At 61.3% G+C, this 24,612-nt stretch carries 27 protein-coding genes and 2 tRNA genes; 17 read left to right on the plus strand and 12 right to left on the minus strand.

The annotated features are described in order from the left end of the window. Window positions 1–17: 17 nt before the first annotated feature. From tatC to hisI, 7 genes are all read right to left on the minus strand, one after another. Window positions 18–806, minus strand: a complete 789-nt coding sequence (gene tatC / locus AC0969_RS03695) for a twin-arginine translocase subunit TatC (RefSeq protein ID WP_479622765.1) — start codon at window positions 804–806, stop codon at window positions 18–20. A 64-nt stretch (window positions 807–870) separates the two neighbouring features. Next, on the minus strand, window positions 871–1,338 hold the full coding sequence (gene tatB / locus AC0969_RS03700; RefSeq protein ID WP_479622766.1) for a Sec-independent protein translocase protein TatB: 468 nt from the start codon (window positions 1,336–1,338) through the stop codon (window positions 871–873). A 15-nt stretch (window positions 1,339–1,353) separates the two neighbouring features. Further along, window positions 1,354–1,593 carry a Sec-independent protein translocase subunit TatA gene (gene tatA, locus AC0969_RS03705; RefSeq protein WP_479622767.1) on the minus strand — a complete coding sequence of 80 codons (240 nt, stop codon included), beginning with the start codon at window positions 1,591–1,593 and terminating at the stop codon, window positions 1,354–1,356. 89 nt (window positions 1,594–1,682) lie between these two features. Continuing rightward, entirely contained in the window at window positions 1,683–2,051 is a 369-nt protein-coding gene (locus AC0969_RS03710) for a histidine triad nucleotide-binding protein (protein WP_479622768.1), read from the minus strand. Next, window positions 2,048–2,443 (minus strand): DUF4870 family protein, encoded by a 396-nt coding sequence (locus AC0969_RS03715; RefSeq protein ID WP_479622769.1) that lies wholly within the window; start codon window positions 2,441–2,443, stop codon window positions 2,048–2,050. Before AC0969_RS03715 ends, AC0969_RS03710 begins: the two co-directional genes overlap by 4 nt. Continuing rightward, complete coding sequence (locus AC0969_RS03720; RefSeq protein WP_479622770.1) at window positions 2,440–2,820, minus strand: phosphoribosyl-ATP diphosphatase; 381 nt, start codon at window positions 2,818–2,820, stop codon at window positions 2,440–2,442. Before AC0969_RS03720 ends, AC0969_RS03715 begins: the two co-directional genes overlap by 4 nt. A 5-nt stretch (window positions 2,821–2,825) precedes the next feature. After that, on the minus strand, window positions 2,826–3,230 hold the full coding sequence (gene hisI, locus AC0969_RS03725) for a phosphoribosyl-AMP cyclohydrolase (RefSeq protein ID WP_479622771.1): 405 nt from the start codon (window positions 3,228–3,230) through the stop codon (window positions 2,826–2,828). A 102-nt stretch (window positions 3,231–3,332) separates the two neighbouring features. On the opposite strand from hisI, the gene gmk reads away from it, so the two are divergent. From gmk to AC0969_RS03740, 3 genes are all read left to right on the plus strand, one after another. Continuing rightward, window positions 3,333–3,953, plus strand: a complete 621-nt coding sequence (gene gmk / locus AC0969_RS03730; RefSeq protein ID WP_479622772.1) for a guanylate kinase — start codon at window positions 3,333–3,335, stop codon at window positions 3,951–3,953. Window positions 3,954–4,004: 51 nt separating this feature from the next. Further along, window positions 4,005–4,208, plus strand: coding sequence for a DNA-directed RNA polymerase subunit omega (gene rpoZ / locus AC0969_RS03735; protein ID WP_295955342.1), 204 nt, complete (start codon window positions 4,005–4,007; stop codon window positions 4,206–4,208). A gap of 97 nt (window positions 4,209–4,305) precedes the next feature. Next, window positions 4,306–6,579 (plus strand): RelA/SpoT family protein, encoded by a 2,274-nt coding sequence (locus tag AC0969_RS03740; protein WP_479622773.1) that lies wholly within the window; start codon window positions 4,306–4,308, stop codon window positions 6,577–6,579. Here AC0969_RS03740 and greB read toward each other — a convergent pair. The 3 genes from greB to AC0969_RS03755 all read right to left on the minus strand — a co-directional run bounded on the left by greB (window position 6,576) and on the right by AC0969_RS03755 (window position 7,464). Next, window positions 6,576–7,145, minus strand: coding sequence for a transcription elongation factor GreB (gene greB / locus AC0969_RS03745; RefSeq protein ID WP_479622774.1), 570 nt, complete (start codon window positions 7,143–7,145; stop codon window positions 6,576–6,578). The genes AC0969_RS03740 and greB overlap by 4 nt on opposite strands. Before the next feature lie 77 nt (window positions 7,146–7,222). Continuing rightward, window positions 7,223–7,299 (minus strand) — tRNA-Arg (locus tag AC0969_RS03750). 88 nt (window positions 7,300–7,387) lie between these two features. Beyond that, window positions 7,388–7,464 (minus strand) — tRNA-Arg (locus AC0969_RS03755). A gap of 131 nt (window positions 7,465–7,595) precedes the next feature. On the opposite strand from AC0969_RS03755, the gene AC0969_RS03760 reads away from it, so the two are divergent. The 14 genes from AC0969_RS03760 to hemP all read left to right on the plus strand — a co-directional run bounded on the left by AC0969_RS03760 (window position 7,596) and on the right by hemP (window position 21,742). After that, window positions 7,596–8,744 carry an alpha-hydroxy acid oxidase gene (locus AC0969_RS03760; protein ID WP_479622775.1) on the plus strand — a complete coding sequence of 383 codons (1,149 nt, stop codon included), beginning with the start codon at window positions 7,596–7,598 and terminating at the stop codon, window positions 8,742–8,744. A gap of 75 nt (window positions 8,745–8,819) precedes the next feature. Continuing rightward, a complete protein-coding gene (locus AC0969_RS03765; protein WP_479622776.1) occupies window positions 8,820–9,752 on the plus strand; it encodes an exopolyphosphatase in 933 nt (310 codons plus the stop codon). A 185-nt stretch (window positions 9,753–9,937) separates the two neighbouring features. After that, window positions 9,938–11,086: an imelysin family protein gene (locus tag AC0969_RS03770; RefSeq protein ID WP_479622777.1), complete on the plus strand. Its 1,149-nt coding sequence runs from the start codon at window positions 9,938–9,940 to the stop codon at window positions 11,084–11,086. Window positions 11,087–11,090: 4 nt separating this feature from the next. After that, a complete protein-coding gene (locus tag AC0969_RS03775; protein WP_479622778.1) occupies window positions 11,091–12,527 on the plus strand; it encodes a di-heme oxidoreductase family protein in 1,437 nt (478 codons plus the stop codon). Between the two features lie 13 nt (window positions 12,528–12,540). Beyond that, window positions 12,541–13,560, plus strand: a complete 1,020-nt coding sequence (locus AC0969_RS03780; RefSeq protein WP_479622779.1) for an imelysin family protein — start codon at window positions 12,541–12,543, stop codon at window positions 13,558–13,560. Next, the gene (locus AC0969_RS03785; protein ID WP_479622780.1) at window positions 13,553–14,662 is read left to right on the plus strand and encodes a DUF1513 domain-containing protein; all 1,110 of its coding nucleotides are present in this window, start codon (window positions 13,553–13,555) and stop codon (window positions 14,660–14,662) included. Before AC0969_RS03780 ends, AC0969_RS03785 begins: the two co-directional genes overlap by 8 nt. Before the next feature lie 335 nt (window positions 14,663–14,997). Further along, window positions 14,998–17,289 carry a TonB-dependent receptor gene (locus AC0969_RS03790; RefSeq protein WP_479622781.1) on the plus strand — a complete coding sequence of 764 codons (2,292 nt, stop codon included), beginning with the start codon at window positions 14,998–15,000 and terminating at the stop codon, window positions 17,287–17,289. A gap of 16 nt (window positions 17,290–17,305) precedes the next feature. Next, window positions 17,306–17,992 carry a Fe2+-dependent dioxygenase gene (locus AC0969_RS03795; RefSeq protein WP_479622782.1) on the plus strand — a complete coding sequence of 229 codons (687 nt, stop codon included), beginning with the start codon at window positions 17,306–17,308 and terminating at the stop codon, window positions 17,990–17,992. Continuing rightward, on the plus strand, window positions 17,989–19,122 hold the full coding sequence (locus tag AC0969_RS03800) for an alpha-hydroxy acid oxidase (protein WP_479622783.1): 1,134 nt from the start codon (window positions 17,989–17,991) through the stop codon (window positions 19,120–19,122). Before AC0969_RS03795 ends, AC0969_RS03800 begins: the two co-directional genes overlap by 4 nt. Before the next feature lie 65 nt (window positions 19,123–19,187). After that, window positions 19,188–19,445, plus strand: coding sequence for a (2Fe-2S)-binding protein (locus AC0969_RS03805; protein WP_479622784.1), 258 nt, complete (start codon window positions 19,188–19,190; stop codon window positions 19,443–19,445). Between the two features lie 113 nt (window positions 19,446–19,558). Beyond that, complete coding sequence (locus AC0969_RS03810) at window positions 19,559–20,254, plus strand: energy transducer TonB (RefSeq protein WP_479622785.1); 696 nt, start codon at window positions 19,559–19,561, stop codon at window positions 20,252–20,254. Window positions 20,255–20,279: 25 nt separating this feature from the next. Then, entirely contained in the window at window positions 20,280–20,996 is a 717-nt protein-coding gene (locus tag AC0969_RS03815) for a MotA/TolQ/ExbB proton channel family protein (RefSeq protein ID WP_479622786.1), read from the plus strand. Window position 20,997: 1 nt separating this feature from the next. Continuing rightward, window positions 20,998–21,411: an ExbD/TolR family protein gene (locus AC0969_RS03820; protein WP_479622787.1), complete on the plus strand. Its 414-nt coding sequence runs from the start codon at window positions 20,998–21,000 to the stop codon at window positions 21,409–21,411. Window positions 21,412–21,517: 106 nt separating this feature from the next. After that, entirely contained in the window at window positions 21,518–21,742 is a 225-nt protein-coding gene (gene hemP, locus AC0969_RS03825; RefSeq protein WP_479622788.1) for a hemin uptake protein HemP, read from the plus strand. A 269-nt stretch (window positions 21,743–22,011) separates the two neighbouring features. Here the strand turns inward: hemP and choX are convergent, their stop codons facing one another. Both choX and betC read right to left on the minus strand, forming a co-directional pair. After that, window positions 22,012–22,953 carry a choline ABC transporter substrate-binding protein gene (gene choX, locus AC0969_RS03830; RefSeq protein ID WP_479622789.1) on the minus strand — a complete coding sequence of 314 codons (942 nt, stop codon included), beginning with the start codon at window positions 22,951–22,953 and terminating at the stop codon, window positions 22,012–22,014. 24 nt (window positions 22,954–22,977) lie between these two features. Then, complete coding sequence (gene betC / locus AC0969_RS03835) at window positions 22,978–24,510, minus strand: choline-sulfatase (RefSeq protein ID WP_479622790.1); 1,533 nt, start codon at window positions 24,508–24,510, stop codon at window positions 22,978–22,980. Between the last annotated feature and the right edge of the window lie 102 nt (window positions 24,511–24,612).

The following is a 24,612-nucleotide window of genomic DNA, read 5'->3' on the forward strand; positions in this document are numbered from 1 at the left end:
GCCAGAGGCCAATTTGGCTAAGATTCCGCAGGTTCTGCGTCTGGTGCCTGGGTGTGCTTGATGAAGATCTGCGCGGCCCAGATCCCGATCTCGTACAAGATACACATGGGAATCGCCAGCGCCAGTTGCGACACCACATCTGGCGGGGTCACGATAGCGGCAATGATGAAGGCCAGCACCACAAAGTAGCCGCGAAACTCTTTCAGCTTGGTGATGCTGACCAGCCCCATGCGGGCCAGCACGATCACCACAATCGGCACCTCGAACGCCAACCCAAAGGCCAAAAACATGGTCAGCACAAAGCTCAAATACGCTTCAATATCGGGCGTGGCCTTGATGCTCTCCGGCGCAAAGTTCTGGATAAATTTGAACACCTGGCCAAACACAAAGAAGTAGCAAAATGCCACCCCAATGAAGAACAGCAGCGTGCTCGACACCACCAGCGGCAGCACCAGCTTCTTCTCGTGCATGTACAGACCCGGGGCCACAAACGCCCACACCTGCCACAGCACCACCGGCAAGGCCAGCATGAAAGCCGCCATGAACATCACCTGCAACGGCACCAGAAACGGCGAAATCACCGAAGTGGCGATCAGCGAACTGCCGGGTGGCAAGGTAGCCACCAGCGGCGATGCCAGCAGATCGTACAAGGCCGCAGGGCCGGGGTACAGCGCCAGCGCACCGGCGGCAATCGCCACCGCCACCACGGCCTTGATGAGCCGGTCGCGCAACTCCACCAAATGCTGCACAAAGGGCTGCTCGGTTCCGGCTAGTTCGTCGTCTGGGCTTTTGTGGGGATCGGACATGGGGCTTTACACCGGGCCTAGCCCAGAATGGCACCGAGGCCGAACGGCCCCGGTTTGTGGAAGATTAAGTGCGTGAAGAAATGCTCTTGGGCCGGTAGCGGGCCACACGGGCCGCACCCGACAGCGCCTTGGTACGCACCCCGGCGCGGGCTTTGTACCACTGCGGCGTAGCGCCCACCTTGGTGCGCCAGCGCTTGTGTGGATGCTTGTATTCGGGGAAATAGGTGTAGGCATCGTCCGCCACGGCGGGGGTGGCATCGTTTTCAGCCCACTGCTTCTCGAAGTCACTGGCATTGGTCTGGATGGACTGGTGCACGTCACGTGCCGCACCCTCCATCGTTTCCTTCATTTTTTTGAGCTCGTCCAGGTCCATCGAGCGGCTGACTTCGGCCTTCACATCGGCCACGTAGCGTTGGGCCTTGCCCAGCAGCGTACCCACGGTGCGGGCCAAGCGCGGCAGCTTCTCAGGGCCGATGACGATCAAGGCCACCGCACCAATCAGCGCTATCTTGGAGAAACCGAGATCAATCACAGATAGTTAACCGGCTCAGGACTTGGTCTTGGCTTCGACATCAATGGTGTTCTTTTGTGCCGCCGCAGCGGTGCTGGACACCTGGGCCGCAGCCTTGTCGTCTTCGGCGGAGGCCGCGCCGTCCTTCATGCCGTCCTTGAAGCCCTTGACCGCGCCGCCCAGGTCGCCGCCCATGTTCTTCAGCTTCTTGGTGCCAAACACCATCACCACAATCAACAATACGATCAACCAATGCCAAATGGAAAAAGAACCCATGGAATAACTCCTAACAAAGTGTTTCTGATTTTAAACGGCGCAGATGACGGTATCTGCCGCGCTCGGCGATTGACCCTAGCTCCCGCGCATTAACCTTTGAGCCAGGGGCGTGGCCCGCCGATGACATGCACGTGCAAGTGGTGCACCTCTTGCCCACCGTCGTCCCCGGTATTCACGATGACCCGGAAACCGCCCTGTGGATATGGCCTACAGCCCTCTTGCACCGCCAGCTGCGGAGCCAGCACCATCATGCGGCCCAGCACGCCCGCGTGTTCCGGCTGCAATTGCGCCATCGACGGAACATGCAGCTTGGGCACTATCAAAAAGTGCACCGGTGCCCAGGGGTGGATATCGTGAAAAGCAAAAAGTTCTTCGTCTTCATAGACTTTTTTGGACGGAATCTGGCCTGCAATGATTTTGCAAAACAGGCAATTCGGGTCGTGCGGCACCAGGCTCATGCGGCATCCCCCACGGCCTGGCTGGCGTTCATGGCCACCATGCCGCGCACGATGCGGTACAAAAACCACAGCGAAATCAGGCCCCAGGCGATCCAGCCCGGCACGATAAACAAGAACCACAGCGGAGCCGTCACCACATACAGCACTCCGGCCCACAGCACCGAGCGGATACGCCAGCTGAAATGGCTGGCCTGCCAGGTGCCTTCGGCATCGCTCTTTTTCACCAAATCAATCACCAGCGCCACGATCAACAAGAGTGCGCCCGGCTGCGCGCCCGGCACTACCGCGCCCACCGCCACGATCAGGTGCAGCAAATAGCTGATCCAGCCCACGGTTTTCAGGTCCTGGGCCTTTTCGCTGTCGATAGCGCGCACGTCAATGGTGTCTTTCATGGGGACTCCGCCTCTCGGGTTAAAACTTTGCGCAGGGCTTTTTCTTCAATGCCGCTGGTGCCCTCACGACGCTCCAGCTCGGCCAACACGTCGGTGGGGCTGAGGTCAAAGTGCGCCAGCGCCACCATAGTGTGGAACCACAGGTCGGCTACCTCGCCCACCAGCTTGGCTTGCAGCGCCGGGGTGTTGCCACCGTATTCGGCATCTTTGGCGGCCATCACGGCCTCGGTGGCTTCTTCGCCGATTTTTTTCAGGAAAGCGTCCGGCCCTTTGTGCAGCAGGCGGGCCACATAGCTGGCGCTGGGGTCGCCGCCGTTGGCTGCCTTGCGGCTTTCAATGGTGGCGGCCAGCCGGGCCAGGGAGTCATTAGAGGTCATTGCCATTACTTGTAGATAGATTCCGGGTCTTTCAAGACCGGCTCGGTGGCTTTCCAGGCTTTATCGCCAGTGGCGTCGATGTCCAGCACACTGAAAAAGCAGCTGTGGCGGCCTGTGTGGCAGGCAATGCCGGGGGTGTGGCCAAGCTGGGTCACCTTCAGCAAGACCACATCGTTGTCGCAATCTAGCCGAATTTCGTGCACGGTTTGCACATGGCCTGACTCCTCGCCCTTGAACCACAGGCGGTTGCGCGAGCGGCTGAAATACACCGCGCGCCCCAAGGCCGCCGTTTTCTCTAGCGCCTCGCGGTTCATCCAGGCGAACATCAGCACGTCGCCGCTGCCAGCCTCTTGCGCAATCACCGGGACCAGCCCTTGGGCGTCCCATTTCACATCGTTAAGCCAATTCATAGGCCGTATTGTCAGCGATTGCAGAAGCGCATTGGCCTACTGTTGGCGATGGGGGAAATATAGAATGTGCCATTTTTTGACTGCCTACAAGGCCCACACAGCATGGACTACCCCGGAAATTTGATCGTCGTAGCCGCCCCCAGCGGGGCCGGAAAGTCTACCCTGGTCAAGGCTTTGATGGAACTGGACGCCAAAGTGCAGCCCTCGGTATCGCACACCACCCGCGACCCGCGCGGCCAGGAAAAGCACGGGCGCGAATACTTCTTTGCCTCGCAATCTGAATTTGATGCCATGGTGGCGGCCGATGCGTTTGTGGAATGGGCCGAGGTGCATGGCAACCGCTACGGCACCGCCAAAAAAGCCATTGAAGAGCGCATGGCACTGGGGTCCGACGTGGTTTTGGAAATCGACTTCCAGGGTGCGGTGCAAATCAAGCAAATTTTTGCCAACGCGGTGCTGATTTTCATCCTGCCGCCCAGCTGGGAAGAGCTGCGTTCCCGGCTGGAGCGGCGGGGCGAAGATGCCCCCGACGTGATCGAATTGCGCCTGGCCAATGCCGCAATTGAGATGGAACAAGCCCATAAATTCGACTTCGTTATAATCAATGAGCTATTTGACCGGGCAGTTTTCGACCTGAAAACGATTGTGCATGCCCAGCGGCTCAAATTTACGGCCCAGCGCCGTGCCCGAGCCGACACCTTCAAATCCCTAGGTATTTCTTAAGACTTCGCACTTCTGTGCAAGTCGTGTTGCAAAAGTTTTCTGGAGAATTTCATGGCCCGTATCACCGTCGAAGATTGCCTGGTGCAAATCCCTAACCGTTTCCAGCTGGTGCTGGCCGCAACGTACCGGGCCCGCATGCTGAGCCAGGGCCACGCTCCCAAGATCGAAAGCAAGAACAAGCCTGTGGTCACCGCGCTGCGCGAAATCGCAGCAGGCAAAGTCGGCATCGAGATGCTGAAAAAAGTGCCTAACTGATTCCATCCGGCCTAAACCCCACTTTAAAAGGCACCGCAATGCGGTGCCTTTTTTATTGCGCGCATGGCAGATACAAGGTGCAAGCTATATTCAAGCCATGAGTGACACGCATTTTCCTGACGACGGCACGCCGCCCAAACCGCAGCCAAAAAAAGGGGGGAGCCCACCCAGCCCAGCGGCCGCCAATGCCGCAGCCGCCAGCTTTGCGGCGCTGATGGCCAACCTGCACTACCTGGATGCCACCAGCGTAGAGCAGGTGCGCCAGGCCTACCGTTTTGCCGACGAGGCCCATCTCGGCCAGATGCGTAAAAGCGGCGAGCCGTACATCACCCACCCCATTGCCGTCGCCGCCCAATGCGCTGCCTGGAAGCTGGATGCCCAAGCCCTGATGGCCGCCCTGCTACACGACGCGATGGAAGACTGCGGCGTCACCAAACCCGAGCTAATAGAACGCTTTGGCGCGCCGGTGGCCGAGCTGGTCGATGGCCTGACCAAACTCGACAAGCTGCAATTCAACACCCGCGAAGAAAACCAGGCCGAGTCGTTCCGCAAGATGCTGCTGGCCATGGCCCGCGACGTGCGGGTCATTTTGATCAAGCTGGCCGACCGCACCCACAATATGCGCACCATGGGCGATATGCCTCGTGCCAAATGGGCCCGCATTGCCTCCGAAACCCTGGATATTTACGCCCCCATCGCCCACCGCCTGGGGTTAAACCAAACCTACCGCGAACTGCAAGACCTGTCGTTTCGCCACCTGCGACCCTGGCGCTACGCAATTTTGGCCAAAGCCGTCGCCAAGGCCCGCAACCGACGCCGCGACTTAGTACAAAAAGTGCAGCAAGAAGTCGAGGCTGCATTTGCGCAAACTGCCATTTCGGTGCGTATTGCTGGGCGCGAAAAAACGCTGTACTCCATCTACCAAAAGATGGACGACAAGCACCTCACCTTTGCCCAGGTGACCGATATTTACGGCTTTCGGGTCATCGTGCCCCATGTGACGGACTGCTATACCGCCCTAGGGGTGCTGCACCAGCTTTACAAGCCGGTGCCGGGCAAGTTCAAAGACCACATCGCCATTGCCAAGCTCAACGGCTACCAGTCGCTGCACACCACGCTGGTGGGGCCGTCCAGCGTCAACGTCGAATTCCAAATGCGCACCGAGGCCATGCACCTGGTGGCCGAGTCTGGTGTTGCCGCGCACTGGCTGTATAAAAACAACGAGACCGATAGCGCCACCGCCGAACGGTTAGGCACCAAATGGCTGCAATCGCTGCTCGACATCCAGGACGAAACCCGCGATGCCGCCGAGTTCTGGGACCACGTCAAGGTGGATCTGTTTCCCGACGCGGTGTACGTTTTCACGCCCAAAAGCCAGATCATGGCCATGCCGCGCGGTGCCACGGTGGTGGACTTTGCCTACGCCATCCACAGCAATGTGGGCGACCGTACCGTAGCCGCCAAGATCAACGGTGAACAAGTACCGTTGCGCACCGAACTGCGCAACGGCGACATCATTGAAGTGATTACGGCACCGGTATCGGCACCGAATCCGGCCTGGCTGGGTTTTGTACGTACCGGACGGGCCCGCTCCAAAATTCGCCACCACCTGAAAAGCATGGCGCAAACCGAATCCGAGAGCATGGGTGAAAAATTGCTCGCCCAGGCTTTGCGGGCCGAGGGCCTGGAACGGCTCCCGCCCTCCACCCCCGAAGGCCAACCCATCTGGGACAAGTTGCTGCGCTTTACCGGCAACCGCACCCGGATCGAATTGCTCACCGACATCAGTCTGGGCAAACGCGTCGCCAGCATCATTGCGAAGCGTTTGGTGGTGCTGCTGGCAGAGATTGGTGAAAAACCCGATGCCTTGCTGCTGACCCGTGAACGCTACACCGCCCATGAAACCGTGTCGCAAGGTGCCGTGGTGCTGGACGGCAGCGAAAACACCTCGGTGCAGTTTGCCCGCTGTTGCAGGCCGATTCCGGGCGATGCCATCGTCGGCTACCTCGGGCGCGGCGAAGGCTTGGTGGTACACACCGCCGACTGCACGGTTGCCAAACGCTTGCAACACAAGGACAGCGAGCGTTTTATTGCAGTGGACTGGGCAGATGAGCCCGTACGGTTGTTTGAAACCGGTGTCGTCGTGACGGTGCAAAACAGCAAGGGCGTTTTGGCCAAGGCCGCTGCCGCGCTGTCCGCTGCGGAAGTGGACATTACCCACGTGGACATGGGGCAAGAAGGCATCCATGACGCAACCGATTTGCGCTTTTTGGTGTCGGTGCGGGACCACGCCCATTTAGAACTGGCCCTGCGCCAGCTCAAACGCACACCCTCGGTATTGCGGGCGGTACGGGCTAAACCTTCGGCTTAAATCTGCTTTGGGGCCGGGTAATCCACCCGCAGCACTTCAATCTCTTGTGCCCCCACCGGGGACAACAAGCGCACCACATCGCCCACCCGCGCCTTCAGCAGCGCGCGGGCAATCGGGGACACCCAACTGACCTGCCCCTGGGCGGTGTCGGCCTCGTCTATGCCGTAGATCGTGACCGTACGCTCCTGGCCCGAGGCATCCTCATACGCCACGGTGGAGCCGAAGAAAATTTGGTCGTTGCCAAAATGGACGCTGGGGTCCACGACTTCGGCGATTTCCAAGCGCTTGGTCAGGAAGCGGATACGCCGGTCGATCTCGCGCAGGCGTTTTTTCCCGTAGATGTAGTCGCCATTTTCCGAACGATCGCCGTTGCTGGCCGCCCAGTAGATGACATCCACGATCTTGGGTCGATCCACCTCCATCAGCTCGGTGAATTCGGCACGCAAGCGGGCGTAGCCCTGGGGTGTCATGTAGTTTTTGCTGCCTGCGGGCAAGGGCGCGGATGCCGGGGCATCGCCATCGTCGTCCTGGTCGGCATCGGTTTCGCGGGTAAAGGCTTTGCTCATAAGCTGGCTACCTTACCGTGAAAGTGAATGCAAAAAGTAAAAACCCCGCCATCTTGCGATGACGGGGTTTTACATTTTGGTGCGGCTGGCAGGAATTGAACCCACGACCCCTTGGTTCGTAGCCAAGTACTCTATCCAACTGAGCTACAGCCGCTGAGCTCATAATTCTACAACGGATTCTCCTCTACCGAGGAAAACCCAAGTAAAAAGCCCGTAACCTTGCGATTACGGGCTTCTACATTTGGTGCGGCTGGCAGGAATTGAACCCACGACCCCTTGGTTCGTAGCCAAGTACTCTATCCAACTGAGCTACAGCCGCTAAGCTTACTATTCTACAACGGATTCTTTCTTACCGTAAAGCTGTTTGAGAAAAATGCTGCCTAGGCCAAAATTTCTTCAGCCCACGCCGACCTCAAGCCCGCTAGCATCACCGATCTTCAGGAGACAGCTTTGCCCCACGTCATTACCAATATCGAAGACCTGCGCGTGCTGGCGCAAAAACGTGTGCCGCGCATGTTCTACGACTACGCCGACTCCGGCTCGTGGACCGAGAGCACCTACCGCGCCAATTCGGCCGACTTCCAAAAAATCAAGCTGCGCCAGCGGGTGGCAGTCAATATGGCCAACCGCAGCACCCGGGTGAAGATGGTCGGCCAGGATGCCACCATGCCGGTAGCTATAGCCCCCACTGGCCTGACCGGCATGCAGCATGCCGACGGCGAGATTCTGGCGGCGCGGGCAGCCGAGAAGTTCGGCATTCCGTTCACCTTGTCCACCATGAGCATCTGCTCGCTGGAAGACATTGCCGCCCACACCAAGGCCCCGTTCTGGTTCCAGCTTTATTGGATGCGCGACCGTGCCTTCATGGAAGCCCTGATGGAGCGCGCCAAGGCGGCGGGATGCTCGGCCCTGGTGCTGACGCTGGACCTACAGGTGCTGGGCCAGCGCCACAAAGACCTGAAAAACGGCATGACTGCGCCGCCCAAACCCACGCTGGCCAATATCCTCAACCTGATGACCAAGCCGCGCTGGTGTCTGGGCATGGCCGGCACGCGCCGCCACAGCTTTGGCAACCTGGTGGGGCACGCCAAAAACGTCAGCGATATGTCGTCGCTCAGCGCCTGGACCAAAGAGCAGTTTGACCCTCAACTCGACTGGAACGATGTGGAGTGGATCAAAAAGCGCTGGGGCGGCAAGCTGATCCTCAAGGGCATCATGGATGCAGAAGATGCCCGCTTGGCCGCGCACAGTGGTGCCGATGCCATCGTGGTGTCTAACCACGGGGGCCGCCAGTTGGATGGAGCCCCCAGCGCCATCGCAGCGCTACCCGCCATCAACGACGCAGTCGGCTCGGAAATCGAGGTCTGGATGGACAGCGGCATTCGCTCCGGCCAAGACGTTTTGAAGGCCTGGGCCCTGGGTGCACGTGGCACGATGATTGGACGCAGCTTTTTGTACGGGCTGGGCGCGATGGGCGAGGCCGGGGTCACCAAATGCCTGGAAATTCTGCACAAAGAGCTGGATGTCACGATGGCTTTTTGCGGCCATACCCAGATCAGCACGGTCGACAAAAGCATTCTGCTACCCGGCACGTTTTAACTGCCAAGCCTTGGCCTTGGCGGCATAATCATTACACATTTTGTAACCACCAACACGGCAAAAAGGATGGACTCCATGGGCGCTGAAAAATTTCGTTTGGTCACCCGCAGTGATTTCGACGGGCTGGTATGTGCCGTGCTGCTCAACGAGCTGAACATGATTGACGAGATCAAGTTCGTCCATCCCAAGGACATGCAAGACGGCAAAGTGGACATCACCGAGCGTGACATCACCACCAACCTGCCCTACGTTGCGGCTGCGCACATCGCGTTTGACCACCATGCGTCGGAGACCATTCGTAACCAGAGTGGCCTTAAAAACCATGTCATTGATGCCAACGCGCCCTCAGCGGCGCGCGTGGTGTTTGACTACTACGGCGGTGAAAAAGCCTTCCCCAACATCACCGTGGACATGATGGACGCGGTAGACAAAGCCGACTCGGCCCAGTACGTGCGCGAAGAAATCATGGCGCCTGCTGGCTGGGTGCTGCTGAACTATCTGATGGACGCACGTACCGGCCTGGGGCGCTTTCGTGAATTCCGCATCAGCAACTACGCGCTGATGATGGATTTGATCCAGTACTGCCGCGACCACGGCATTGAAGATATTTTGTCGCTGCCCGACGTCAAAGAACGCATCGACATCTACCAAGAGCATGCCGCCAAAGCCAAAGAGCAAATCCAGCGTTGCGCCAAGGTTCACGGCAACCTGGTAGTACTGGACCTGCGCGAAGAAGAGACCATCTGGGCCACCAACCGGTTCATGATTTACGCGCTGTTTCCGCAGTGCAACATCTCCATCCACGTGATGTGGGGCGTGCAAAAACAAAACACGGTGTTTGCCACCGGCAAGTCGATTCTGGACCGCAACAGCAAAACCAATGTGGGCGAACTGATGCTGCAATACGGCGGCGGCGGGCACCATGCGGCAGGCACCTGCCAGGTAGAAAACGACCAGGCCACAAGCACATTGCAAACATTGGTGACGAAGATCAACCTCGACGGGTAAAACACAGGACTTACGCAAGCCCCTCTATGCGCCCAGAGGGCGACACAGGGGGCACTGCGTAAGTTTTAAAACAATTTCCGGGTGCTCCGTATCAAGAATCAATCTCATTACAATAGGCTTTGACCCACCCGCGTAAACCGCAAAGTTCTTGCGATTCGCGGGCCGGAACACCAAGGACCTGTGCCGTGAAATCTCTTTTGCTGAGTGCCGCCCTGCTGACGGCTTTTGCTGCGACCGCCCAAACCACCCCCGTCACCGCTGCCGCTGTCACCGCCGACTACAGCAAGCTGGTGTACGCCAGCTACGAAGATACATTGACCACGGCCCAGGCGCTGCAAGCCGCCATCACCGCCTTCAACGTCGCCCCCAGCGCCGAAGGTTTGGCCAAAGCCCGTACCGCCTGGCTGGCAGCCCGCGAGTTTTACGGCCAGACCGAAGCCTTCCGCTTCTACGCAGGCCCGATTGACGACAAAAACGGCCCCGAAGGCCGCATCAACGCCTGGCCGATGGACGAAGCCTATGTGGACTACGTGGTGGGCAAGCCCAAAGCCGGCATCATCAACAACCCCAAAGCCAAAATCACCGCCAAAAGCCTCTCCGCACTGAACGAACGCGGCGGCGAAGAAAACATTGCCACCGGCTGGCACGCCATCGAATTTTTGCTGTGGGGCCAAGACCTGAGCACCACCGGCCCGGGCAACCGTTCGTTTGAAGACTTTGTGGATGGCAACACCCCCCACGCCGACCGCCGCCGTGAGTACCTGAAGGTGGTCACCGAGCTGCTGGTCAGCGACCTGTCCGGCCTGGCCAAAGCCTGGGCCCCCGATGCCAAAAACTACCGCGCCAAGTTTGAAAAATCCAGCCCCAGCGCCCTGCGCAACATGCTGGTCGGCGTAGGCTCCTTGTCGCGCGGCGAACTGGCCGGTGAGCGCATTGAAGTCGCCCTGGCCTCCAAGAACCAGGAAGACGAGCATTCCTGCTTCTCCGACAACACCCACCGCGATGTGGTGGCCAACGCCACCGGCATTGAAAACGTCTGGCTCGGCCGATTCAAGCGTGCCGACGGCAGCGTGCTGCAAGGCGCGTCGCTGCGCGACCTGGTGGCCTTGAAAGATGCCGCCACCGCCGAACGCACCAGCAGCCACATCGCCGCCAGCGTGAAAGCCGCCGAAGCCATCCGCGCGCCGTTTGACCGCGAAATCGTTGATATCGAAGGCCGCAAGCGCGTGCAGGCCGTGGCCGATGCACTCAAACTGCAAAGCAAAGACTTCCTGGACGCCGCCAAGGCTGTGGGCATCACCAAACTCACCTTGGTAGACCCCGCCAAAGAATAAGCCGATGCGTCAGCCCCTCTTGCAAAAAACAAGCTGGCGCACCCTCATCACCACCGCCCTGACATCAGTCGGGGCGGCTGTGGCGTGGCTAGCCCTGGCAACACCCCCCACTATTAATACCTCAGAAGAAAAACCCGGCGGCGACACCACCGTGTTTGAAGAGGGCCTGAACGCCTTCTCGTTCCCCGCCGCCAATCTGGACGAAGAAGCCCGCACCAACTTTGCTATCGGCAACTCATTTTTCCGCCGCAACTGGGTCGAAGCCCCGTCCTCCACCACCGCCCGCGACGGCCTGGGGCCGCACTTCATCGCCCGCTCCTGCGGCGGCTGCCACACCCAGGACGGACGCGGCGCACCGCCGAACACGTTCAAAAACGGCATCACCGCCGAGCAGCCCATCGGCTTGCTGTTCCGCCTGTCGGTGCTGGACGCACAGGGCAAGCCCCAGCATGAACCCACCTACGGCGAACAGTTCGCCAACTCTGCCGTGCAAGGCGTGCGCCCCGAGGGCAAAGTCCGCATCCGCTACACCGAACTGCCCGGCCAGTTTGCCGATGGCACGCGCTACAGCCTGCGCCAGCCGCACTACCGCTTTACCGACCTGGGCTATGGGCCCATGCAGCCCGGCACCCTGGTGGGCCCGCGCATCGCACCGCAAATGCCCGGCGTGGGCCTGATCGATGCCATCCCCGAGGCCGACATCCTGGCCAACGTGCAGCAGCAAGCCAGCCGCGACGACAACATCAAAGGCATGGTCAACCGCGTCTTCGACCCGTTTGCGGGCAAAGTAGTGGTGGGCCGTTTGGGCTGGAAAGCCAATATGGGCTCGCTGGCGCACCAAACCGCTGGGGCCTTCAATGGCGACATCGGCATCACCTCCGAGCACTTCCCGCAAGAGAACTGCATGCCCCGGCAGAAAGACTGCCGCACCGCGCCGCGCGGGGGCGAAAACGGTAGCCCCGAAATCGACAACGCCACGCTGACCAAAGTCATCCAGTACGAAGCCACGCTGGCCGTGCCCGCCCGGCGCAACTATGACGCTGTGGACGTGCGCCGGGGCCAAGCCCTGTTTGCCCAAGCCCAATGCGCCGTATGCCACCGCCCCAGCTACACCACCGGCAACTCGGCCTTCCCCGCACTGCGCCAGCAAAAGATCACCCCCTACACCGATCTGCTGCTGCACGACATGGGCAAGGGCCTGGCCGATGGCCGCCCCGACGGCCTGGCCAACGGCCAACAATGGCGCACCCCGCCGCTGTGGGGCATTGGCCTGATTCCCGACGTCAATAACCACAGCTTCCTGCTGCACGATGGCCGCGCCCGCAACACGCTGGAAGCGATTTTGTGGCACGGTGGCGAAGCCGATGCGGCCCGCCAGCAGGTGCTGAAAATGCCCAAAACCGACCGAGATGCGCTGGTGAAATTTGTGAACTCCCTCTGACAGAAAGCCCGCCGTGACCCTTTTGATCAACCGCCGCTTAAACCGGCGTGACTGGCTGGCATTCGGCCTGGGTGCGCTGTGCAGCGCCGCCGGGGCGGCTGGCCTGCCCACCCGCATCGCCAGCCCGGCCATCACCCAGACCGACTGGGTACGCAACACCCTGCGCCTGCACTTTGTGCCCGCCGCGCAGGCCTTTGCCCGCTCCAGCGCCGCCCTGGCAGACCTGCTGGCAAGCGGCGGCAAGCTCCCCGCCGCCCGCAGCGCCTGGCGCACCGCGCTGCTGGACTGGGAACGCCTCAACGCCGTAGCCGTCGGCCCGCTGATCGAGCGGCGTAGCGCCCGCAGCATCGACTTCTGGCCCACCCGCCCGGCCATGGTGACCGCCGCCGTACCCAACCCACCGCTGACCGCCGCTGCACTGGACGACCTGGGCGCGCCCGCCAAAGGCCTGCCCGCCCTCGAATGGCTGCTGTGGCAAGCCGCGCCCGATGCCGCCCAACTCGCCTTTGCCACCGCACTGGCCCAAGGCTGCGCCACCGAGGGCCGGGCCCTGCTGGCCGACTTTGAAGCCCTGGCCGCCCGCGCCTGGACCCCCGACACCGCGCTAGCCGCCTTCAACGAATGGTTCAGCCAGGCCGTGGGCGGGCTGGAGCAACTGCGCTGGAAAAAGATGGGCAAACCCGCCCGCAGTGGCCGCGCCAGCGACTGGCCGCGCGCCACCAGCGGCAGCACCCGCGCCGCCTGGCAGGCCCACTGGGCGGGCCTGCAAAACTTCTTGGTCGGCACTAGCCGCAGCCAGGAGCAAGGCAGCCTGAACGGCTACCTGGCCGGTGAAAACCAGCTCGCCCTGTCCGCCCAGCTAGAGGCCGCCGTGGCACTGCTGCACACCCGCGTCCCGGCCGCCGACCCGACCCGGCCCGCCACCGTCACCGCCGCCATGCAGGCCCTGGCCCAAGCCAAAAAGCTGCTCGAAGACAAAATTGCCCCCGAGCTGAAAACCATGGTCGGCTTCTCGGAGTCGGATGGTGATTAACCCCCGCCTGCGCCGCCGCGACTGGCTGGCCTGCATGGCGGCCAGCCTCGCCCTGCCCAGCCACGCAAGCGCATCTGCCCCTGGCCTGCTCACGTCGTGGGTCATCGCCGACCAGGCTTGGGCCGGGGTTTGGCACCTCGGCAGTGCGCCGCGCGGCATCGCCCTGCCCAAGCGTGCCCACGAAGTGCTGCCGCTACCCGCCGTCCTGGGCCTGCCCGGCCAGGCGCTAGCCGTGGCCCGCCGCCCCGGCGAATACCTGCTGCGCTTTGACACCCGCAGCGCCCGCGCCGTGCAGTGGCATGACATCGAAGACGACCGCGTGCTCTGCGGCCACGCCAGCTTTGCGCCCGACGGCAGCGCGCTCTACACATCGGAGACCAGCACCGACACCGGGGCCGGCTTCATCGCCGTGCGCGACCCGGTCAGCCTGGAAAAGCGCACCGAATTTCCCAGCGGCGGGCTCGACCCGCACATGCTGCTGGTAGAGGCCGACGCAAGAGGAGTAAGCACCCTGCTGGTGGCCAACGGCGGCCGGCTCAACCTGCCCGAAACCGGCCGCACCCAACGCAACCTGGGCCGCATGGACTCCAACGTGGCCCGGCTCGATGCCCAAACCGGCACACTCCGCCAAGCTTGGCGGGTGGACGACCCCTTTTTAAGCCTGCGCCACCTGGCCCGCGCCCCCAACGGAGTCGTAGCCGTGGCCATGCAGGCCGAACACACCGATGCCGCCACCCGCAACGCCGCCCCGCTACTGGCCCTGCTGGAGGGCGACAGCCTGCGCAGCATTGCCCTACCCGGCAGCCTGGGAGATCGCGGATTAGGGGGCTACGGCGGTGACATCGCCTGTGTATCTGGCCCGGCAACCGAAGACCGCTTTGTCATTAGCGCCACCCGCAGCGGGCAACTGGCCTGGTGGTCGGCCCAGGGCGGCAGCCCCCAGCAAATGCCCCTGCCCGCCGCCGGAGCCCTGGCCTCAAATGGTTCCGACTGGCTGGCCAGCGGCGCACAAGGCGGCGTGCGCGGCATGCTGGATGCCCACGCCCTGGCGCAGCAGCTAGACCGCGTGCAGTGGGACAACCACGGCAAGTGGCTGGCCTGACGCGTTGATGCTATTAAAAAAATAGCTACTTGCGCAGGTTATATATGCGCTTGAGGCTAATTTCTTATAAATTTTGGCTTGCGCAGGCGAGGCGCAAAAAATCCCAACTTGCGGGTAAATGGCACAAAAGACGTGGCAAGTTTGCAACAAATTTTTACGGATTACTGCATTTCCCCCTTGTGGGAAGGTTTTATAGAAACATTCATAACAAGAATGATTCGCATTATTTTACAATCGCCAGGTGTTTCTTCATCTAGCAAGCCAAGCATTTCGACCTCTGCACAGGTCCACGCATTAGCCAGCTGCCATTTGTAACTTTCTCAAGGCTAAGCTCCATGTCTCGTCGCAAAAATTTCAAGCAAAAACAGGCCCTAGCGCATGTTGTACCTGCACAAGCAGCTATTAAAACCGTAGTGCATTCCAATGCCCAGTTTGCGGTGTTGCCCCTGGGTGCCATGCTGTTGGCGGCATCCGTCAGCGGCTGGGCGCAAACCAGCACAGAGCAAACACTCAAGCCTGTCATCGTCAAAGAAAAAGCCGAAGCGCAAGAAGGTAAAGACGCGCTGCAAACCAAGAAATCCAGCATCGGCAAGGGCAACCAGGACATCCGCGACATTCCCCAGTCGATCACCGTAATGACCGAGCGGCTGCTGGATGACCGCCGCATCGACACCCTGAAAGAAGCCCTGCACCACACCGCAGGCATTACCTTTGCCGCCACCGAAAACGGCACCGACCAAGACATCCGTCTGCGCGGCTTCCCAGTGGCCACCGTGGGCGACTTGCTGATCGACGGTATGCGCGACCCTTCGCAGTACGACCGCGATGCCTTCAACTACGACCGCGTGGAAGTCATGCGCGGTTCGGCCTCCATGCTGTTTGGCCGGGGCTCCACCGGCGGCGTCGTCAACCAGGTCACCAAGCAACCCATGCTGACCACCCAGCACGATGTGGAAGCCACCGTGGGCTCGCGCGGCTACCTGCGCACCACCGGTGACTTCAACCTGCGCCTGGACGAGTACTCGGCCCTGCGCATCAACGCCATGTACAACAAGGCCGACAACGGTGGTGCCAAGATCGACAAATACGGTATCGCCCCCACCTACCGCTTCGGCATTGGCAGTGCCGACGAATTCGCTGTGGGCCTGTTCCATCTGAACGTGGACAACGTACCCCAGTCCAGCGCCCGCTGGCTGGGCAATGGCGTGACCGGCACGCTAGCCGGTGTGCCAAACCTCAAGCCTGGTGCTTTCTACGGCACTGACAGCGACTACCTGCAAGGCAAGGCTACGTATGTCACGTTGAAACACACCCACCGTTTCAGCGACAACGGCGAACTGAAGTCCCAACTGCGCAGCGGCACCTTCGACCGCGCCCAATGGGGCACCAACGCCTCGTTTGCCACGGGCACCACCTCGGCCACCCTGAGCGATGCCACGGTACTGAGCCGTGCGGGTTTATCGCCGCGCAAAGACTCGTACACCGGCACCTACTTCCAAAGCGACTACAGCAAGACCTTCAACTGGTTCGACATGAACCACGAAATCTTGACGGGCTTTGATGCAGCAGTTGAAAAGGCCGACCGCTATGGAGCCTGGGGCACCGTGGGCACCAACTACAACAAGGGCAACACCACCGTGGGCACGCCAGACGATGGCCGCACACTGACCGTAGAGCCCACCTACCGCGACACCGTGGGCTACAAAGCCAAGGCATTCGGCCTGTACGTGCAAGATGTGGTCCAAATCGCCCCGACCTGGAAGGTACTAGCCGGTCTGCGCTACGACAAGTTCGACGGCGACTTCCAGCAGTTCAACTACGCCAATGCGAACACCAATGTTCCATCCACAACGCCCACGACCAGCCTGTCGGAGGGACTATTCAGCCACCGCCTGGGCCTGCTGTACCAGCCATCGAGCAGCGCCTCGTACCACCTGTCGTACGGCACCTCGTTCAACACCTCGGCAGACACCTACCAGTACGTGACAGCCCAAAACTCCAACACCCCTCCAGAGAAAAGCCGCAACATCGAGTTGGGTGCCAAGCTGGACTGGCTGGACGGCCAACTGTCCACCCGGGGCGCGTTGTTCCGCACGGAAAAGTACAACGAACGCACCACCGACTCTGACTTCGCCGGTTCTGCCTACCTGCTGTCGGGCAAGCGCCACTCTGCGGGCGTGGAGCTGGATGTGGTGGGCCGCCTGACCCCCGAGTGGGAGGTGTACCTGTCTTATGCCTGGACCCCGATTGCCAAGATCGACGCAGCCGGTAGCGCAACTGCCGCGCAAGCCTCCGTGGGCAAGCGCGTGGGCCTGACCCCCAAGCGCAGCGGCAGCGTGTGGGTGAGCTACCAGGCGACCTCGCAACTGCGCGTAGCGGGCGGCTTCAACGGCATGTCCAAGAACCGCCCTCTGCAAGGTACTACGGGTGCGGAGTCCACAACCGCCGAGGCCGCAGGCTACGTCACGGCCGACGTGATGGGCGAGTACAAGTTCACCGAAAACACCTACGCCCAAGTGAACGTGTCCAACATCACCAACAAGCTGTACGGCGACCAGCTGTACCCCGGCTTCGTGATCAGCGGCGCACCCCGTACCTACAAACTGACCATCGGTACGCGCTTCTAAGCGCACCTATCTGCCCATGCTGCTGCACCTACCCAACCTCCTGACAACCGATGAACTGAAATGGGCGCACGAGGTCTTGAATGGTGCCGCATGGGCAGATGGGCGCAACACCGCTGGCAACCAAGCGGTGCATGCCAAAAACAACCAGCAGCTGCCCGAAGGCAGCAAAGAAGTGCAACTGCTGCGCGATCTGGTATTGCGTGGCCTGGAGCGCCACGCCATCTTTTTCTCGGCCTCGCTCCCCAAACACGTCTCACCGCCCATGTTCAACCGCTATGGCGGCGAAACCAACCGCTACGACAACCATGTCGATAGCGCCATACGCTACCTCCCCGGTGGAGTCGGACGCGTCCGAACCGACATCTCTTGCACGCTATTTCTCAGCGACCCCGCCAGCTACGACGGTGGCGAGCTCGTCATCAACGAGCTATTTAATCCCCAGCGCATCAAACTGGCAGCGGGCGACATGCTGCTTTATCCCGGCACCAGCGTGCATCGCGTCGAACCGGTGACGCGTGGCCACCGTACCGCCTGCTTTTTTTGGATTCAGAGCATGGTACGCAGCACCGAGCAGCGCAAATTGCTATTCGACATGGACCAGCATTTAATGCACCTGCGCGGCAGCTTGGGGGAAACCGAACCGGCCATCGTGGGCCTCACCGGCACGTACCACAACCTTTTGCGCATGTGGGCCGACACATGAACACTCCCGCCAATGCCCCCAGCGTTGAAAAAATCCCCCCCGGCATCATCAACCTGGAAGACCACGCCCGCCATGCGCAGACGGTGCTGGATGCCAACGCCTGGGCCTATTTCAGTGGCGGCGCGGGCGACGAGATCACCCTGCGCGCCAACCGCAGCGCCTGGGATACGCGCCAGCTCTACCCCCGCGTACTGCAACCCCTGGCCGGTGGCCACACCCGCATCCAGCTGCTGGGCCGCACCCTGGCGCACCCGATTTTGCTGGCCCCGGTAGCGTTCCAGCGCATGGCCCACCCCGACGGCGAGCTGGCCAGTGCCTACGCCGCCGCCGCGTTGGGGGCTGGCATGGTGCTCAGCACCAATTCCAGCATTGCTATTGAAATAATAGCTACTACCGCCCTATCTGAAAGCGCTAGAGGCCATTTTTGGTTCCAACTTTATTTACAAAACGACCGCGCGCACACCGTGGCGTTGGTGCAGCGCGCCGAGCAAGCCGGGTGTGAAGCCCTGGTGCTGACGGTAGATGGCCCCACCGAAGGCGCGCGCGACCGGCAGCGCCGCGCGGGCTTCCGGCTGCCACCGGGGGTGTCGGCAGTGCACCTGGCCGACTTCCAGCCTGCGCCTGCGCTGCCACTGCGCCCCGGCCAAAGCGCCTTGTTCGACGGCCTGTTGGCCCACGCCCCCACCTGGGACGACGTGGCCTGGCTGCAAACCCACACCCGGCTACCGATTCTGCTCAAAGGCATCCTGCACCCCGCCGATGCCCGCCAGGCCGCCGCGCTGGGGCTAGCGGGCATCATCGTCTCCAACCACGGGGGCCGCACGCTGGACACCGCGCCCGCCACCGCCGCCGTGCTGCCGCGCATCAAAGACGCGGTGGGCGACCTGCCGGTGCTGGTGGATGGCGGCATCCGGCGTGGCACCGATGTGCTCAAGGCGATGGCGCTGGGGGCCAGCGCAGTGCTGGTGGGGCGGCCCTATGTGTACGGGCTGGCCAACGCGGGTGCAGTGGGCGTGGCCCATGTGCTGCGCCTGCTGCGCGACGAGCTGGAGATCGCGATGGCCTTGTGCGGCTGCCAAACCCTGGACCAGGCCCAGCCGGCCCTGTTATTTGAAGGTAATCCGCCATAGCTATTGCAAATGCGATGGATTCGTATTTATAATCACAACTTCTTTTAACCACCCTGCTCGCCACCATGATTGTTTGCGTCTGCAACCGCGTTTCTGACCGCGAAATCGTTCGCCACGCGCGGGCCGGTTACGGGTTTGACGACATCCAGCTCGAATTGGGTGTAGCCACCCAGTGCGGCCGCTGCGAAGGCTGTGCCCGCGACATCGTGGCGCAATGCAGCGCCACACACCCCGTAGCGGCCATACAGCTTGCCAGCAGCATTTTGGAGAGTCGGGCATGGAACTCCTCTTCGCACTCCTCATCGCATTTGGCGGCAGCCTGATCTTCGTACTAGGCTCGGCCTGGTGGATCTTCCGTAAATAACTTTTAGCACGCTGCCGCTCGCTTACGGGAACGGCGGTTTGCGTGTGTGGCACGCTCCGAATGAATAGCACCTTGTCCCCTTCCCCCACTTCCGCCCCTTTCGCCCCCCCCCGCTTTAGCCGCAACGTCGTCATCGTCTCCAGCGTGCTGGTGTTCCACGGCGCTGCGCTGTGGGCCTTGCAAAGCGGGCTGGTGCGGCAGGTGGTGGAAATCATCGTGCCGGTAGAAATGCTGGCCCAGATCGTCGAGCCACCCAAGCCCAAGCCGCCTCCGCCCGCACCGCCCGTGCCGGTGAAGCAGCAGGTGGTCAAAACCAAGGCCCCCACACCCCCGCCCGCGCCGCGCCCAATGGCGATTGCCGACCCGACACCCACGCCCAATGCGCCCACCGGGGTGACCACGCCACAGCCGCCCGCTCCGCCCATCGCGGAACCGGTAGCGACCGCCCCCGCAGCCCCGCCTGCCGCACCGCCTGCGCCGCCCAAAATCGTGCTGCCGTCCAGTGACGCGGATTACCTGAATAACCCCAAGCTCAGCTTCCCGGCCATGAGCAAACGGCTGGGCGAGCAGGGCAAAGTGATGGTGCGGGTGTTTATTGGCATTGATGGTCATCCCGAAAAAGCCGAAATCAAGCGGAGCAGCGGCTTTGAGCGGCTGGACAAATCGGCGCTGGAACACATCCTGAAATGCCGCTTCGTGGCGGGCAAGGTGAACGGCGTACCGCAGTCCATGTGGTATGAAGCCCCCGTCAATTTCGTTCTTGAATAATTTTTTTCTTTTTTTGGAGTTTTTAATGGAATCGCAATTCGGTATCGCCAATGTCTGGACGCAAGGCGACTTTGTCACCAAAACCGTCGCCATCATCCTGCTTGCCATGTCGCTGGCCTCGTGGATCGTCATCATCATCAAGGCACTGGATGTTTTGAAGTTCAAAAAAATGGCCTCCAATGCCGCCGACTTCTGGCACAGCGAAGACTTCGCTACCGGCCTGAAAAAGCTGGGCGATGACCCGAGCAACCCGTTCCTGCAGCTGGCCCTGGAAGGCCGCGAAGCCACCGCCCACCACCGCAACACCAAGGCCCATCTGCATGACAGCCTGGACGTGAGCGACTGGGTTACGCGCTGCCTGCGCAACAGCATGGACGAGTTCACCGCCCGGCTGCAGGCGGGTCTGGCCATCCTGGCCTCGGTGGGCTCCACCGCACCGTTCATCGGCCTGTTTGGCACGGTCTGGGGCATTTACCACGCGCTGCTGAGCATCGGCATGTCCGGCCAATCCACCATCGACAAAGTGGCAGGCCCCATCGGCGAAGCGCTGATCATGACGGCCCTGGGCTTGGCGGTGGCGATTCCGGCCGTGCTGGGCTACAACGCCCTGGTGCGCGGTAACAAATCCATCCTGATCCGCCTCAACAGCTTTGCCCACGACCTGCACGCCTTCTTCGTCACCGGTGCCCGCGTGGCCACCGGCAGCGCGGCCAACGTCGTGCCGATGAAGAAAGGCAGCTGATATGGCTTTCGGAACCCAAGACGAACCCGATGAGGTGATGAACGAGATCAACATGACGCCCCTGGTGGACGTGATGTTGGTGCTGCTGATCATCTTCATCATCACCATTCCGGTGATGAAGCACGCCGTCAACATCGACCTGCCCCGCGCCACCAACCAGGTGCAAGACGTGAAGCCCGAAACCATCCGCCTGAGCGTGGATGCCAAAGGCGACTACTGGTGGAACGAGAACCAGGTGGCCGAGGCCAACCTGGTGCCCATGCTGCAAGCCGAAGCCGCCAAAGAGCCGCAGCCCGAGCTGCACATCCGTGGCGACAAGGACGTGCGCTACGAGCGCGTGGCCCAGGTCATGGCGGCAGCGCAGCAGGCGGGGGTGAAGAAGATCGGCTTCATCACCGAGCCGAAAACCCCGTAACAAGAGGCTTACAAAATTAATTCATGAAAGCTGTTGCGATTTAATTGAGAATGGTTATCATTAACCTACCGCAAAAATATTGCAACCTTTCACCAAGGAATTCACCATGTACGCAACCCTCTCAGTCCGCCCCCAGTTCAACCCCACCTCGGGCGAGAACGCCAACAGCGTGCTCCAAGGCATCGACATGGGCAAGGCGGCACCTAAATTGGCTTCGGTGGTAGAAAGCCGTGATCTGCTCAAAGGCCAAAAGGCCGTGGAGATCCTGCACAACGGTTCGGTCTACCGCCTGCAAAACACCAAGCTGGGCAAATTGATCCTGACGAAATAACCGGAACCAACAACCCAGCGTTCAGCCAGAACGCCCCCCACCAGAAACACCGCAGATCTGGCTCCGCCAGTCTGCCAGTGTTGCCCCCTGCAAGGGGGGAGGCGAAAACACGAAGTGTGTAGCCTGGGGGTGTGCAAGTTTCATCGTGGGGCGATCCGCAGACTCCGCAACGGAGTCTGAGAGGATCGTTTTTGCTAGCCAACGGTACGGGATCTTGGTCCCGCACCGACTAGCCATGCTTTTTTTCCCACCTCTGTCGGTGCTGGCCTTTATTTGGCAGCCAGCACCTTCTTCACCGCAGCCAGGCCGTCTTCGCCGCTGTAAGTTTTGACTCCGGCCAGCCAGACGTCCAGCAGCTTGGGGTTGGCCTTGAGTTGCTGCACTGCGGCCCCCTTGGCATCCATCTTTTGCTCCAACACGGCGCTGATGGCCTTGTTTTCCAGGTCCACCGTAAATTCCATCTGGCTAAACAAGCGGCCCACGTTCGGGCACTGGGTGGCGTAGCCCTTGCGGGACACGGTGTTGATCGTGGCGCTGCCGAAGTTGGGGCCAAAGTATTCCTTGTCGCCGTCCAGGTAGTTAACCTGGAACTTGGTGTTCATCTGGTGCGGCTCCCAGGCCAAAAACACAATCCACTCCTTACCGCGCTCTTTGCGCGCCACCTGGCTGAGCATGCTTTGCTCGCTGGACTCCACCAGCGTCCAGCCGCCCAGCCCGTAGCTCTTGGCGTCGATCATCTTTTTGATGTTCTGGTTGGCTGGTGCGCCGGATTCGATGCCATAGATCTTGCGGTCGAACTTGTCGGCAAACTTGGCCAGATCGGCAAAGGTCTTCACGCCCTGTTCGGCCACGTAGCCGGGCACGGCCAGGGTGAACTTGGCGTTGGGCAGGTTGGCACGCACCACTTCCATGCCGCCGTCTTTAAGGATGGGCTCCACCAGCGGCTTCTGCGCGGGCATCCAGTTGCCCAGAAACACGTCGATTTGCGACTTCTGCATGCCCACATAGGTGATGGGCACCGACAGCGAGGCCACTTTTTGCTCATAACCCAGGGCCTCCAGTACCACCCCGGCCACGGCATTGGTGGCGGTGATGTCGGTCCAGCCCGGATCGGACATGCGCACCTGTTTGCAGGCCTCCGGCTCGGCCGCAAAGGCACTCTGGCCGATCAGTAGGCTGGCCGCAACCAGCAAAGCACGTTGATTTCCCATGGTCCACTCCTTCAGGTTGAAAAATTAGGGTTTCACGACCGGGTGCACCACCGGATAGCGCGCCCGCGCTTCCAAGGTGTCCAGATCCATGTGGTTGCGCATGTAGCGCTGGCTGGCCGCCTGGAACGGCTGGTGGTCCCAGTACTGGGGCACGCCCTGGTTTTGTGCGGCGTAGTGGAAGCGGCGGCGGCGCTGGCTGGCCACCACTTCGGCACGCAGCTGGGGCAGGTTCCAGCGCGCCGCCACTTCGGCGCGAAAGGCTTGCAGCAGATCGGCCGTGGCGGGGTTGGTGGCCAAATTTACCAACTCATCCGGGTCCGCCTGCACATCAAACAACTGGTCCGGGTCGCCCGGAGAATGGACAAACTTGTGCGCCCCGCGCCGCAGCATGACCAGCGGTGCCACAGCGCCCTCCCCCAGGTACTCGCCCACCACTTCGTCGTGCCCGCCCGTGCCCAGCAGGTGCGGCCAGACGCTGCGGCCGTCCAGCGCCTCGGGGGCGGCTGGGGCCGCGCCGTCAAACGCCATGTCCACCAGCGTGGGCAAGATATCCACCAGCGACACCGATGCCGCCACCCGGTGCGGCCGAAACCGCTGCGGCGCATGCACGATCAGCGGCACGCGGCAGGCGTTTTCAAAGAAGTTCATCTTGTACCAAAGCCCGCGCTCGCCCAACATGTCGCCGTGGTCGGACAGCAGGATGACGATGGTGTTGTCGGCCTGGCCGGTCTGCTCCAGCGTGCGGCGGATTTTGCCGATCTGCGCGTCCACATACGACACCGCGCCGTAGTAGGCATGGCGGGCGTTGCGGGTCTGCTGGGCGCTGATGGGCATGCTGTCCATGTCGCTCACATGGCGCAGGCGCTGCGAGTGCGGGTCCATCTGCGCCGGGTCGATCGGGGCGACGCGTGGCATGTCGATATCTTCGTCGCGGTACAGGTCCCAGTACTGCTGCGGAATGGCATACGGGTCGTGCGGGTGCGTCATCGACACCACCATGCAAAACGGCCGCGCATCGGTGTCGCGGGCCAGATCAAACAGCTTTTGCTGCGCCAAAAACACCACTTCTTCGTCGAAATCGAGCTGGTTGCTGCGGATGCAGGTGCCTGCGTCCGCCACCGAACCCATGTTGTGGTACCAACTGGGGCGCACTTCGGGCTGGTCCCAGTCCGGGGTCCAGCCGAAGTCGGCGGGGTAGATGTCGGTGGTCAGGCGCTCTTCAAAGCCGTGCAACTGGTCGGCCCCGCAAAAATGCATCTTGCCCGACAAAATGGTGCGGTAACCCGCGTGGCGCAGGTAGTGGCCAAAGGTCAACACCCCGGACGGCAGCTCGGCGGCGTTGTCATACGCGCCGATGGCCGAGGGCAATTTGCCCGCCATGAACACGTAGCGCGACGGCGCACACAACGGGCTGTTGGTATAGGCCGACTCAAACACCACACCCGCCGCTGCCAGGGCGTCGATATGCGGAGTTTTGCTGACGGTATTGCCGTAAGCGGCCAGCGCCGAGGGCGTGAGCTGGTCGGCCATCAGGATCAAAATATTCGGTTTTGCCATGCGCCTCTTTCATTCCTAACATAATGATGGTTTATGCAAAAAATGCAGTCTACGCACATGTAATTTGCACGTGAAGACTTTCATTTCTTATACATCCATAAA

This window comes from Rhodoferax sp. LB1P47 (assembly GCF_056521445.1).

What these genes read in the sequence shown, in the direction of transcription:
- hemP (WP_479622788.1), top strand. Translation starts at nt 21,518, where the DNA reads ATGTACGCAACCCTCTCAGTCCGCCCCCAGTTCAACCCCACCTCGGGC.
- AC0969_RS03720 (WP_479622770.1), bottom strand. Translation starts at nt 2,820, where the DNA reads ATGACCTCTAATGACTCCCTGGCCCGGCTGGCCGCCACCATTGAAAGC.
- AC0969_RS03775 (WP_479622778.1), top strand. Translation starts at nt 11,091, where the DNA reads ATGCGTCAGCCCCTCTTGCAAAAAACAAGCTGGCGCACCCTCATCACC.
- AC0969_RS03820 (WP_479622787.1), top strand. Translation starts at nt 20,998, where the DNA reads ATGGCTTTCGGAACCCAAGACGAACCCGATGAGGTGATGAACGAGATC.
- AC0969_RS03795 (WP_479622782.1), top strand. Translation starts at nt 17,306, where the DNA reads ATGCTGCTGCACCTACCCAACCTCCTGACAACCGATGAACTGAAATGG.
- AC0969_RS03740 (WP_479622773.1), top strand. Translation starts at nt 4,306, where the DNA reads ATGAGTGACACGCATTTTCCTGACGACGGCACGCCGCCCAAACCGCAG.
- AC0969_RS03790 (WP_479622781.1), top strand. Translation starts at nt 14,998, where the DNA reads ATGTCTCGTCGCAAAAATTTCAAGCAAAAACAGGCCCTAGCGCATGTT.
- AC0969_RS03710 (WP_479622768.1), bottom strand. Translation starts at nt 2,051, where the DNA reads ATGAGCCTGGTGCCGCACGACCCGAATTGCCTGTTTTGCAAAATCATT.
- rpoZ (WP_295955342.1), top strand. Translation starts at nt 4,005, where the DNA reads ATGGCCCGTATCACCGTCGAAGATTGCCTGGTGCAAATCCCTAACCGT.
- AC0969_RS03815 (WP_479622786.1), top strand. Translation starts at nt 20,280, where the DNA reads ATGGAATCGCAATTCGGTATCGCCAATGTCTGGACGCAAGGCGACTTT.
- greB (WP_479622774.1), bottom strand. Translation starts at nt 7,145, where the DNA reads ATGAGCAAAGCCTTTACCCGCGAAACCGATGCCGACCAGGACGACGAT.
- tatC (WP_479622765.1), bottom strand. Translation starts at nt 806, where the DNA reads ATGTCCGATCCCCACAAAAGCCCAGACGACGAACTAGCCGGAACCGAG.
- AC0969_RS03715 (WP_479622769.1), bottom strand. Translation starts at nt 2,443, where the DNA reads ATGAAAGACACCATTGACGTGCGCGCTATCGACAGCGAAAAGGCCCAG.
- choX (WP_479622789.1), bottom strand. Translation starts at nt 22,953, where the DNA reads ATGGGAAATCAACGTGCTTTGCTGGTTGCGGCCAGCCTACTGATCGGC.
- AC0969_RS03765 (WP_479622776.1), top strand. Translation starts at nt 8,820, where the DNA reads ATGGGCGCTGAAAAATTTCGTTTGGTCACCCGCAGTGATTTCGACGGG.
- gmk (WP_479622772.1), top strand. Translation starts at nt 3,333, where the DNA reads ATGGACTACCCCGGAAATTTGATCGTCGTAGCCGCCCCCAGCGGGGCC.
- hisI (WP_479622771.1), bottom strand. Translation starts at nt 3,230, where the DNA reads ATGAATTGGCTTAACGATGTGAAATGGGACGCCCAAGGGCTGGTCCCG.
- tatA (WP_479622767.1), bottom strand. Translation starts at nt 1,593, where the DNA reads ATGGGTTCTTTTTCCATTTGGCATTGGTTGATCGTATTGTTGATTGTG.
- AC0969_RS03805 (WP_479622784.1), top strand. Translation starts at nt 19,188, where the DNA reads ATGATTGTTTGCGTCTGCAACCGCGTTTCTGACCGCGAAATCGTTCGC.
- betC (WP_479622790.1), bottom strand. Translation starts at nt 24,510, where the DNA reads ATGGCAAAACCGAATATTTTGATCCTGATGGCCGACCAGCTCACGCCC.
- AC0969_RS03800 (WP_479622783.1), top strand. Translation starts at nt 17,989, where the DNA reads ATGAACACTCCCGCCAATGCCCCCAGCGTTGAAAAAATCCCCCCCGGC.